Origin of the sequence: Mucilaginibacter rubeus, assembly GCF_003286415.2 — a bacterium.
GTDB lineage: Bacteria > Bacteroidota > Bacteroidia > Sphingobacteriales > Sphingobacteriaceae > Mucilaginibacter > Mucilaginibacter rubeus_A.
This window is the reverse complement of record NZ_CP043450.1, coordinates 4357132-4369790: the sequence shown is the minus strand read 5'-3', so window position 1 is coordinate 4369790 and position 12659 is coordinate 4357132. Positions and strand designations below refer to the sequence as shown.

Annotated in this window: 9 protein-coding genes; all 9 read left to right on the top strand. The window is 42.3% G+C overall.

Annotation, left to right across the window (positions count from 1 at the left end; genetic code table 11):
• The first annotated feature begins 267 nt into the window (after positions 1–267).
• The 9 genes from DEO27_RS17105 (at position 268) to DEO27_RS17065 (ending at position 12620) form a co-directional block, all read left to right on the top strand.
• Positions 268–1650, top strand: a complete 1383-nt coding sequence (locus DEO27_RS17105) for a sigma-54-dependent transcriptional regulator (RefSeq protein ID WP_112567705.1) — start codon at positions 268–270, stop codon at positions 1648–1650.
• A gap of 112 nt (positions 1651–1762) precedes the next feature.
• Entirely contained in the window at positions 1763–2950 is a 1188-nt protein-coding gene (locus DEO27_RS17100) for a sensor histidine kinase (protein WP_112567707.1), read from the top strand.
• 156 nt (positions 2951–3106) lie between these two features.
• The gene (locus DEO27_RS17095; protein WP_223817977.1) at positions 3107–3946 is read left to right on the top strand and encodes an AraC family transcriptional regulator; all 840 of its coding nucleotides are present in this window, start codon (positions 3107–3109) and stop codon (positions 3944–3946) included.
• An 18-nt stretch (positions 3947–3964) separates the two neighbouring features.
• A complete protein-coding gene (locus DEO27_RS17090) occupies positions 3965–4762 on the top strand; it encodes an SDR family NAD(P)-dependent oxidoreductase (protein WP_112567709.1) in 798 nt (265 codons plus the stop codon).
• Positions 4763–5015: 253 nt separating this feature from the next.
• Entirely contained in the window at positions 5016–6668 is a 1653-nt protein-coding gene (locus DEO27_RS17085; RefSeq protein WP_112567711.1) for an ATP-binding protein, read from the top strand.
• Positions 6669–6713: 45 nt separating this feature from the next.
• Entirely contained in the window at positions 6714–7163 is a 450-nt protein-coding gene (locus DEO27_RS17080; RefSeq protein WP_112567713.1) for a response regulator, read from the top strand.
• 49 nt (positions 7164–7212) lie between these two features.
• The gene (locus tag DEO27_RS17075; protein WP_112567715.1) at positions 7213–8676 is read left to right on the top strand and encodes a hybrid sensor histidine kinase/response regulator; all 1464 of its coding nucleotides are present in this window, start codon (positions 7213–7215) and stop codon (positions 8674–8676) included.
• Between the two features lie 147 nt (positions 8677–8823).
• Entirely contained in the window at positions 8824–9621 is a 798-nt protein-coding gene (locus DEO27_RS17070; protein WP_112567716.1) for a carboxypeptidase-like regulatory domain-containing protein, read from the top strand.
• An 851-nt stretch (positions 9622–10472) separates the two neighbouring features.
• Complete coding sequence (locus tag DEO27_RS17065) at positions 10473–12620, top strand: alpha-L-fucosidase (protein ID WP_146749968.1); 2148 nt, start codon at positions 10473–10475, stop codon at positions 12618–12620.
• The last annotated feature ends 39 nt before the right edge of the window (positions 12621–12659 follow it).

Here is a 12659-nt window from a genome sequence, read left to right as displayed (position 1 = left end):
GCTAAAATAGGGGGATAAGTGTTCTTATCATTAAATCTCATGTTGAAATCATGATACTTCGTGATTCTATGATTTCAGTATTGATACACTTTTTTGACTATTAGGCAGATACCATCCGGCATAGCATTTGTATTTACCGCGAGTCGGTTTTAGGCAGTGCACTAAATAATTAGCGCGCTGCAGGTGATATTATATTTTTTAAAGCAGTCCGGTTTGTCTCCCTAAAACAGGGAATACACACAGGGCCGGAATTCAGAAAACATCGACATGAAAAGTAAAATATTAATAGTAGAAGACCAGTTTATAGAGGCAAATAATTTACGTAAAGTATTAGAGGGAGCGGGCTATGCTGTTTGCCCTGTTGCCCGCTCTTTTGACGAAGCGCTGAACACCCTTAATTCCGATCTGCCGGATCTTGTGCTGTTGGATATCTTTTTAAAAGGTGAAAAGACAGGCATTGATCTGGCGCCGATAATTAAGGAACGTAATATACCTTTCATTTATCTTTCGGCCAATTCGGACGAACGGACTTTTAGGCTTGCAAAGCAAACCTCGCCATACGGATTCCTGGTTAAACCTTTTCGCGAAAAAGATGTACTGGCCATGCTTGATATAGCTACCAACCTACATGCCGAGCATCTTTCGCTTGCCAAAGTTTCCAAGGTATATAAAAGCCCTACTGATTTAAAAGGCGCCGGCACGGGTAATTTCGGAATGGCGGGAAAAAGCTCAGGCTTGAAAGATATTACAAGGCTGATACAGATAGCAGCGACAGCAGAAAGCCCGGTGCTGATACTGGGTGAGAGCGGAACAGGCAAAGAGTTAGTAGCAAGGGCTATTCATAACCATTCGGCCCGCAGTAAAAAACCGGTCATTATTGTTGATTGTGCCGCCGTATCGCCTACACTTATCGAATCTGAGCTTTTTGGGCATGAAAGGGGAAGCTTTACCGGGGCGGTAGATAAACGGATAGGTAAGTTTGAACAGGCAGAAAACGGTACCATTTTTTTGGATGAGATAGGTGAGATGCCGCTGGAAATTCAATCTAAACTACTTCGGGTTTTGCAGGAAAAAGAGATCTGCCCGGTTGGTGGAAAGCGGAAGAATGTCAATGTCCGGATCATTGCGGCAACCAACAGGAACCTGGAAGAAGAGATTGCCGCGGGCAGGTTCAGGCTTGATCTTTATTACCGTTTGTACGTATTCCCGATAGAATTATCGCCATTGCGGGAACGAAAAGCGGATATTATGCCAATTGCGGAGCATTATCTTAGTGTGTTTGCAGCTGCCAATAAAAAAAATATCACGGGATTTTCTGATCCGGTTAAGAAGGTGCTGCTCGGTTACCCATGGCCAGGCAATATACGGCAACTTATTAATCTTATTGAACGTTCTGTGCTGCTTTGTGACGGGCACATCATAAACCAGGTGAACCTGCCCGTATTGAAGCCGTCGCCCGTAGCCGGTAATGCTAAAGAACGAGGCATCAAAACCTTTGCTGATAATGAACGTGACCATATCCTGGATACACTGGCAAGGTGCAACTGGAAAGTATACGGTACCGGAGGTGCCGCGGAACTACTTAACATCAATTCCTCAACGCTTAAATCAAGAATGATTAAACTGGGTATTTCCAAACAGTTTGGTTAATGCTTAAAAGAACGCTGATTTTACTAAAAGCAAATTTTCTGATCGAAAAGAAATTTATACCTAAACCTATAAAGCTCGCAGGCAGAAACAGGTCAGCATTCCGAAAACCACCATGAGAACATTTATCACAATCATTTTCTTACTGTTATTCGGCATAACCGGGATGGCACAAAAATGCCATTCCTGCCTGCTGGCAGATAGTGAAGCGGAGAAAAATCAATCTGCCGGGAACTTCTATCTCCTGAAAAAGCAATATGGCACAGCAAAATCCTACCTGCTGAAGGCGCTGAAGCAATATGAAACGGGTGGTAATGCAAAGAATATTCGGGATGTTACCCTCTTGCTTTTCAGGGTAGATTCTGCCACAGGGAATTACCAAAGTGCTATTTCCTATTTACGGCGGAGTGATGCGATAAAAGACTCGATGTTCAATTCGGTCAAGAACAGGCAGATTAATGCGTTGCAGATCGCATATGCTACAGAACAAAAGAATAAGTATATCAAAGAGCTGAAAAACTCGGCCCGGGTTAGGCAATTGAACCTGGCACATGCCAGTTCTGTCCGGATCCGGACTGTCATCGGTTCAGTGTTGTTGTTACTCATTGTGGTACTTATTTACCGGCAATGGGCGGCTACAAAAAGAAATAACGAGCTGATTGACCGTAAAAATGAAATGCTTCAGTATTTGATCCGCGAGAAGGAATGGCTGTTAAAAGAAGTGCATGACCGCGTAAAAAACAATTTGCATACCGTTGTCTGTTTGCTGGAATCTCAGGCGAAATATCTTGAAAATGATGCCTTACAAGCTGTTGAAAGCTGTCAGCACCGGATCTTCGCGATGTCTCTGATCCATCAAAAGTTATATAAAACAGATCATGTCAAAACAATTGATATGGCTGAGTACATACCCGAGCTTATCAATAACCTGGAAGAAAGTTTTGGCGTTGAGGGTTTTGTTAATTTTAAGTTTAACATCGACCCGGTGGCGCTTGATATTTCCTATGCTATCCCTCTGGCCCTGATCATCAACGAGGCAGTTACCAACGCCATTAAATATGCATTTCCGGGCTACAAATCAGGTGAAGTTCAAGTTATGCTGATTGACGACAACGGCCGGATAAAACTTCAAATTTGGGATAATGGTATAGGCCTTGCAGACGATCCTTTCAGCAAAGATTATAACTCGCTCGGGATGGAGTTAATGAAGGGGTTGAGTGCCGAGATCAATGCGGCTATCAAATTTGAGAATTTAGGCGGCACCCGAATCTCCATTACATTTATCCCGGCTTTGCCGGTTTAAATAGCCCCTTTAACAACTTACAGTCCTTTCTGAAATCTTCAGGATAGCCATCGAATTACGCCTGTAAATCTACTGTTGGACTTTTCAACAAAGCAATCTGGGCTTTCTAACAAAACGCCGTGGCACGCTATTGCCGAACTTTGTTCCCGAAATCAAATGAAAATCATGGAATGTCAGAATAAAAACCCGGAAGGCCATGAAAAGCAAGCGGGCCGCGGCCCGAGATTGTTATTAAATTCTTATTCGGGGAATAAAATAGAGGGTGAGGCTTTTGTCACCGATCATATTTTCAGTTACATCATTAGCGGGACTAACGAGGTATGGCTGGGTGATAAAAAATACATTTTTAGTGCCGGCGACTTCCGGTTTTTCAAAAGAAACCAGTTGTCCAGGTATGTCAAGAGCCCGGTTGGCGGTAGTTTCAAATCCGTCGCGGTGCATATTGACCAGGCCACGCTACGCGAAATGAGTGGTCTATATGGCTTGGTGGCCGATGAAGGTGATCAATCTGGCGGGTCTATGCTGATTAGACCAAGTAGCCTGCTCAAAGGCTTTGCCGATTCCCTTGTACCATACCTGCAACAGGGGCAACCAGATGAGCGGATTGTAGCACTGAAAACACGAGAGTTGATCTTATTGCTCATTCAAAACGATTCTGCATTCAAAAATATCCTGTTTGATTTCAGTGAGCCCGGCAAAATAGATCTGCAGGCATTTATGAACAGCCATTACCGGTACAATGTGAGCATTGATCGGTTCGCGTTTTTGACAGGGCGGAGCCTTTCCGGATTTAAGCGTGATTTCGAGAAGCTGTTTCAAATCAGCCCGAGCCGTTGGCTTGTCCAAAAACGATTGCAGGAAGCTCGGTTCCTGATTGAGGAGAAACGGGAAAAACCCTCAGATATCTACCTCGATTTAGGATTTGAGGATCTGTCGCACTTCTCATTTGCTTATAAAAAGTCGTTTGGTTATGCGCCAAACAAGAAATATCTATAAACTAATAAAAATAATAAAATGGATTTAAAATTAAAGGGCAAACGTGCCCTGGTTACCGGCTCAAGTTCCGGATTAGGTGAAGCAATTGCAAAACTGCTTGCAAGTGAAGGCGCAACAGTTATTATTCATGGCCGTAACAGCGAAAAGGCAGGCGAGGTGGTAAATGCTATATTGAATGCGGGTGGATTAGCTGAATTGGCAATAGGCGACCTTTCGACAGATGAGGGTGCCGATGCTGTGGCAACAGCCGCGCTTAAATCAGGGCAAATAGATATCCTGGTTAATAATGCAGGTGAAACTTCCCACAAATCATGGGGGGAAGCCACCACCGAAGACTGGTTGTCGATATACAATAATAACGTAGTTTCTTACGTGCGGATGGTACAGCGGATAGTTCCGCAGATGAAGAAACTCGGATGGGGAAGGGTGATCCATATCGGCGGGGGACTTGCCATACAACCGATAAAGGAACAGCCTCATTATAACGCTACACTGGCTGCCCGCCACAACATGTCGGTTTCCCTGGCCAGGAGCCTCAAAGATTCTGGTAGTACATCCAATGTTGTTTCGCCGGGTGCAATCATCAACCCGATGGTTGAGGAGTGGTTACAAAACGCGGCGCCAAAATTTGGCTGGGGAACCGATCCGGAAGAAATAAAATATAAAGCCGTGCAGGAACTGATCCCTAACGATACCGGCAGGTTTGGTGAACCTCAGGAAGTTGCAGGTGCCGTAGCCTATCTGTGCAGCTCTTTTGCCGACTATATCAGCGGTTCGGTACTTCGTGTAGATGGCGGAACGATTCGCTGCCTTTAAGGGAATGTTTTGATTCTTGGTAATTATTTACCTGTTAACGTCATGACTCCTTGTTAGCAATAAATCCAACCGCTATCACATAAAAATCTCACAAAAGGGAAAACGGCTAACTTTATAATTTAACCCCGGTAAAAGCACTTTTACCGGGGTTAAAATTGATTTAGCTATCTCATTAAACAACTATAGGTTGTAACTTAAATTTAGCTTCATTTTGAAGGTGTTCTTATCTTAGTACCCAACACCTTTTTAGTCTATGATTACAAGTGAGAGCCAATTCCCCCGCTCTGCTAATGAGAAATTGCCGAAGGGGCAGGAGCAATATATTGCTTATTTTGAAGATAATTCAGATGGTATCCTGGTCCACGATGACCAGGGAAATTTAACGGATGCAAACATAGAAGCCTGCAGGGTTTTGGGCTATACAAAAGAAGAGTTGCTGCGTATGAACATCGCAGAACTTGAAGTAGGCCTGGAGATCATAACCACACAAACCGATTGGGCAGGTTTTCTGAAGGAAAACTCGCTTATCCTTCAACGCGACTTCCGAAAAAAAGATGGTGCAACATTTCCTGTCGAGATCCATTACCGCAGCTTCGATAAAGATGGGAGCGCTCTTTATGAATGCACCATAAAAGACGTAACCGAACGTAATCTTTTACGCATGAGGGAACGTAACAGGGCTCATATCCTGGAGCAACTGGCCGGCGATATAGATATCTTCACCATCATGCAGTCGATTGTGCAGTCTATTGAAGAAGAGGATGCCACATCCATCTGTACCATTTTGTTGTACGATAAAGCTACAAACACATTAGGTACCGGAGCGGCACCAAACATGCCCGACTTTTACAATGAGGCCATTGATGGCATATCGGTAGGGGATGGGATAGGTTCTTGCGGTAGTGCCGCTTTCTTTAAGAAGCTAATATGTGTTGACAATATCGGCACGCATCCATACTGGGTCGATTTTAAAGAACTGGCTTTTAAAGCGGGCGTGCAATCCTGCTGGTCGCAGCCTATATTATCCAGTACAAATGAAATGGTGGGTACGTTTGCCATTTACCACCGCGAACCAAGAACGCCTAATGAAACTGATCTTGCAAGGATAGCCTATGGCGCGCGTTTTGCCAACCTGGCAATCGAGAACAGGCGTATCAGGGCAGAGATATTGGAGCATAAAAATCATTTGGAACAATTAGTTACCGAACGGACAGAAGCGCTTATTCATGCCAATGAAGAACTGGAGGCGTTTTCTTATTCGGTAAGCCATGACTTAAGGGCGCCGTTGCGTGCCATTGCCGGTTTCAGCAATATTATGCTCGAGGATTATTCGGATAAATTGGATGCTGATGGTCAAAAAACCTTAAATACCATTGTTCACAATGCGCTGCGCATGGGTATGCTGATCGACGATATTCTTTCGTTCTCTAAACTGAGCCGTGCCGAAAAAATAAATACGTCGCTGGACATGAAAGCTATCTTCAGAAATGTGTTTGATGAATTGATACGGCAGGAGCCTGCAGGCCATAAAGTGGTTTTTGAACTTGGCGAGCTTACGCCGTCGATAGGTGATCAGGCCATGATTACCCAGGTGGTGACCAACTTTATCTCCAATGCATTGAAATACTCGCGCAATACAGCCGAAACCAAAATCATTGTAACCTCAACAATAGCCAACGGTAGTACCATTTATGCTGTAAAAGATAATGGTGCCGGCTTTGATGAAAAATACAGGAACAAGCTGTTCAAAATATTCTCGCGTCTGCACAATGATAAAGATTTTGAAGGCACGGGCATAGGCTTAAGTATCGTAAAGAAAGTGATTGAACGTCACGGAGGCGCGGTAACTGCCGAAGGGGTATTAGGAGAAGGGGCCACCTTTAGTTTCAGTCTGCCTATTGTTTAATCAGGCAATTTTATACAAAATCATCTAATTATAATTTTCAACATTATGACTATCAAAGAATATCCTGAGGTTTTATTAGTAGAAGATCGCGAAGAAGATGCAACACTTACCATACGCGCATTAAAAAAATACAACCTGATAAATGACATTAAATGGCTGGAGGACGGACAATATGCCCTGGATTACCTTTTTGGTACCGGGCCCGAGAAAGTTTTGCAGGCCATTCCTAAACTGATCCTGCTCGATCTTAAACTTCCGCGTGTTAACGGGTTAGAGGTGTTAGAACAGATCAAAGCTTCGGAAGCCCTGAAATCGATACCAGTGATCATGATGACCTCTTCAAAAGAGGATGTTGATATTCAAAAAGCATATCAACTGGGTGTAAACAGTTACATAGTAAAGCCTATTGATTTTATGAGCTTTGCTGATTGTGTAAAGCAGTTAGGTATGTACTGGCTTATGCTTAACCAGCCCCCCAAGCCAACACAACAATAGGTTTCATAACTATCGCCGAATACTTTATTATCCCCCAATACTACTCACGATGAATAATCTGAGAATTGCTATTATTGCCGATCAACAAGAGAAAACACTGATCAGCGAGACGCTTAACGCCGCGTTTCAGCAGCTACAAATCGCTTACTATGAGAGCCAGTATGATTTTGAAAAATCTGTAAAGCTCTATAACTGCGATTTTTTTATTGCCGAGGAAAGCCTCGTAAACCGGGGGTTTTACACCCAACTTTCCCCTTTCCTTGAATTGACAAAGATCCCGCTCTTGATACTTAAGGATCCGGGTTCGCAATCGTTCAATAATCATGTTGTAAAAGAGCTAACTAAAGACGCTGACAATGATTATTTACAACAGTTGCCAAACCTTATTTCGCAGTTGATCAATAAGCAAATTGCGGCAACCGGTCAAAACAAGATCTTGTTTCTCGAAGATGAGGAGATAGATATCACGTTCATCAAACGGAAATTCATCAAACTGAACCCGCAGTATGAATGCGATGTTGTATCCAGTATTGCCGACTTAAGAAAACAACTGGGAGAGAAAGAATATGATCTGGTAGTTTCAGATTTTCACCTGCCCGACGGGAACGCCTTTGACTCCATTGCTATTGCAAAGGCAGCAGACATTCCCATTGTAATTGTTACAGGTCAGGGCTCGGAAAAAACGGCGGTGGAATTGATGAAATCCGGCGCGGCAGATTATTTGATAAAAGATAAAAGCATGGGCGAGCACATGCTGCTATTGCCCAGCATCGTGAAATCGGTACTTAACTTCAAAAAGCTGGAAACATACAATAGCGGGTTATTGAATATGTTGCAGACAAAAAACCAGGACCTGGAACGTTTTGCACACATTATTGCGCATGATCTGCGTTCACCAATCGCCTCTTGTTTGTTATTAATCAATACATTGCAAATACTGGGTGAAGACTTACCGCCCGATGTACAGGAAACTATGGAGATGCTTACAGAAGTATCCCAGAATATGACAAACACTATTGAAGGGATCTACCAGTACACGGTATTGGATTCGCAGGCAGATGCTTTTGTAAAGGTAGATATGAAAAAGGCTGCTGAAGAAGCCTTACAAAACCTGAAGGTGAAAGTAGCCGAATGCGGGGCGATTGTAAACATCGAACCCATGCCCGAAATAAACGCCAATTATGTAGCCATGGTGCAGCTTTTCCAAAACCTCATGGGGAACGGCATTAAATACCGTGGAGATAAAACGCCGGAACTTACGGTGCGTAGTTTTAAACAGGCCGATGAACAGGTATTTGCAGTAAGCGATAACGGTATTGGTATAGCAAAGGAAAATCATAAAAAGATCTTTGATATTTTTAGCCGGCTCCATAGCAGCACCAGTCAATACGAAGGCGTAGGCATGGGCCTTACAATTGTAAAAAGGATTATTGAGCGTCATAACGGCCGCATCTGGGTTGAGTCTGATCTGGGTATGGGAACTACTTTTTTCTTTACTTTTAAGATGGCATAGGATAGTTTTAAGAACGCTGTCAAAGCCTTTAGTCGAAAAGACTGAAGGCTTTTTTGCTGGGTATTGTTAATTTTTGTTAAAGGCGTACACCTTAGCAATTTATGTGTTATATTTAGGTACCTACTTTACCTGTTAACTGAACCCGTCATGAAAACATTGAAACTTACCTTAACAGTAATATTGATGCTCCTGTCAGTAAGCCTGTTTGCTCAGCGTATTAAGGGAATTGTGATTGATAAGGCTACTTATTTGCCGGTAGCCAATGCTTTTATCAGCTCAACGGCATCAAAAAGTATAAGTAATCAGCAAGGGAAATTTGTGTTGGCCAGCGTAAAGCCCGGCGATACTTTAAGGATCAGCAGCATAGGATACAAGCCATTCAGGCTCATTATCAGTTTTTTAAAGTTTGATACTTTGAGGTGTTACATCGAACCGGATGCAACTGTTTTGAGTGAGGTGAAAATCAGGGGCAGGCGTAACGCCAAAGCCGACTCATTACGAAACCGGAGGGAGTTTGCTTCTGTTTTTGCCTATCGCGGCTCAACCATAAAAGATGCGTTTATAACACGCCCGGCTGATCTGGATTTTGGTAAACCCAGTAATCACATCAATGCAGATAAAAGTACTGCAACCATTTTAAGCATCAACCTGCTTTCGGTAATTGACATGCTGAGTAAAAACAAGGCCCCTCAATCAAAGCTGCAAAAGATCCTGCTCAAGGACGAACAAGATGAGTATGTAGACAGGTTTTTTTCGCCGGAAAAGGTTAGTTCGATAACCAGCTTAAAAGGCGATTCACTACAGAACTTCATGAACCAGTATCATCCTGATATTAAAAAAGTGAAAAAGATGAGCGATTATGATATGATCAGCTACATCAGGAAAAGCTACGCCGATTATCTTAAATCTGGAAGTAAACAAACAGCACCCCTTTTTGGCAGATAGAGATTGAATTGGGCGCTAAGAATTGTGCTTGAAGTTTTCTTTATTTTTCAAAAACCAGATACTTTTTGTTGCAGTTGTAGCAAAAATACCTTTTAACTGGTAGCCAAAATGTTAATAGCTTTAACAGTAGCGGTCTTTTTATTCTTTGACCGGTATTAGTTTGGCATGTTGGGCAAAATGTGCGTCTATGCCTTTTTTTTAAAGGGTCATTTTCAGTATCTACAATATGCATAACATGAATACAATTAATGCCATTGTATCCCCATGGTTGGTTTTGTTATTGGCTAATACACAAAACTAAAAAAAGTTTACTCGTTTTTGAGAGTCGTTTTTTATGAGGCTTTACTATTATATGTCGGTCCTGTAAGCACCGGCGATTTTTTGTTAAACCTATTCCACTCGTCTATATTTACCAGACCGGGAGCAGTTGAATAGTGTTTTTTACTTGTAGGGCAAGCAACTGAAAAACCTTTACGGCTTTGTTCAATTACCGGGCGTGCTCCGCACTCTTTGCAAGGTTCACAATGGATATTTGGTTGAATTTGTATAGATCCTGCCATATTGTTTTTTAAAAGGTTATATAAGTACTTGCCCCAAGGCAAGCATATTCTTTATTATGTTTTAGGATTTGGTGGTGTTGTTACAAAGATCGGAATAAAATTTTTATTAAAAAATTGCAATATGGGAAGGTAATTTCACAATTGGGCGGCACTTTTATTGACAAAAGTGTAAAATGTGTTGAGCTGGTGTGTAAAAGTGTGAAATTGTGTAAACCTGCAAACAACTTTAAGTTGTGACCTTTTTTGTTTATTAACAACTTTTTTACACTTTGGGCCATTGAATCAATTACCATGAAAAAAACTATACTCCTTTTGCTGTCCCTATTAGTTTGCGCCCATTTTGTATATGCACAGCCGTCTTCAGCGTCGGTAAAGCAATGGCAGGATCAAAAGTTTTCCATGTTTATCCACTTCGGCGGCATTTACTCGGTTTTAGGAGGTGTATGGGATGGCAAACCTGTAACCCGTGGTTTAAGCGAACAGATACAGGCGCACGCGGGCATCTACAGCGATACTTACGCTAATCTGGCTAAGAACTTTAATCCTGTAAACTGGAACGCAGATAGCATTGTTCTGTTAGCAAAGGCCGCTGGAATGCGCTCAATAGTACTCACATCTAAGCATCATGATGGTTTTTGTATGTTTAAAACAGCCACAACTGATTTTAACGTGGTTGATGCAACCCCTTTTAAACGTGATGTGGTAAAAGAAATGGCCGAAGCCTGCAAAAGACATGGTTTGCGGTTTGGGTTATATTTTTCATTGATCGATTGGCATTACCCACAGGCATCGCCTATATCAAGCCATAATTCAGATTATGTAACGCCGGAGCATCATGAGTATAATAAAAAGCAGGTAACCGAGCTGTTATCAAACTATGGTATCATATCCGAGCTTTGGTTTGATATGGGATCTCAAAGTCCTGAGCAAAGTAAGGAACTTTATCAGTTAGTACATCGCCTGCAGCCCGATTGTATGGTAAGTAGCCGCCTTGGTAACGATCAGGGCGATTTTGCTGTTATGGGCGATAACCAATACCCAGATTATTCTATAGGCGTGCCATGGCAATCGCCGGCCTCATTTTTTGATGAAACCTGGAGTTACCGTTCATGGCAAAAGCGCGGCAGCGAAGATGAAAAGTACAAAGAGAAACTGGAAAGCCTGATCCGCGTGATTAGCAGGGGAGGTAATTACCTGCTCAATATCGGCCCTAAAGGCGATGGTTCGGTAGTTGGTTTTGAAAAAGATGTATTGTTGAAGATAGGTGCCTGGCTTCATAAAAATGCCGACGCTGTTTACGGTACCACTGCCGATCCTTTTTTTACCTCCTTTAAATGGGGTAATATAACCAGCAAACCTAATAAGCTTTATCTTTTTGTAACCTCGGTACCGGCTGATGGCTTGATCACTTTGCCCGGCCTTGAAGGTAAAATTAATAGTGTATCTGTTTTAGGCGAACAGCAATCGCTTAACTTTAAGCAGACTGCCAATGATGCTGTAATAACTTTGCCTGCTGATTTTGATAACGAAAAACAGATCAAGGTAATAGCCGTTGACGTTGCTGAAGGCTACAAGGTACAACCTGTTCATATTGTCAAAAGCAGCTACGGTCATATGAAACTGGATGAGCATAACGCTTATAATTACTACAGCTCATCGGGTATCGACTATAACAGCAATTACCAAAGCACTGTAAAGCAAGCCTGGACAATAAAACCTACCGCGACAGGTAAATATCGCCCCTCTATCAAATATACAGATGAAGAGAAAGGTAATGTGATTGATCTGGCCGTTAACGACGTAACTACCACGATTAAGCTTGATAACGACAGATTGATGAAATACAAGGTTGATACCGCTAAAATCAAATGGGGGGCCTTATATATCAGCGGTCCATATTCGGCAGGCTTAGGTGGTTTAAATGGCAGTGCTGATAAAATTGATATTAGCAAACCCTATACTAATGATACCGATAAACCATGGCAGCGTATGGATAGCTACAAAAACGGGCAGCTCCTTGATTTGCCGGCAGGGATGGATAATGCCTATTATATACTGCAGAATATTACGGTAGAGAAAGGTTTGATTTATGCACAGGTTAAAATCACCAGTGGTGATGGTATTGTTGTTATGTTCAATGGCAAACAAATGCTCATTAATAATAACCCGGGCAAGGCCGGATCTGTAGATCATATTATTGGCTTTGATTTGATGCCCGGCAATAACCAGTTATTGATAAAGGTGTTCAATAATTTTAAAAAGAATGTACCTTTTGCCATCAGCCATAGTATTCCGCAAAATATTTATGTAAAAGATCTTGATCCCCAAACCTTCGAGGCAAACAGGCTTTACCCGGTAAGTTTAAAGCTGCATAATCCGGCTTCACCACATCAAACGTTGAAGCTGCCAAACCTTGAAATTTGGTTTGCTAAAAGATGAGGAAATAAAATATTTCTTAAGTGCGTATGTTGTCCTGGG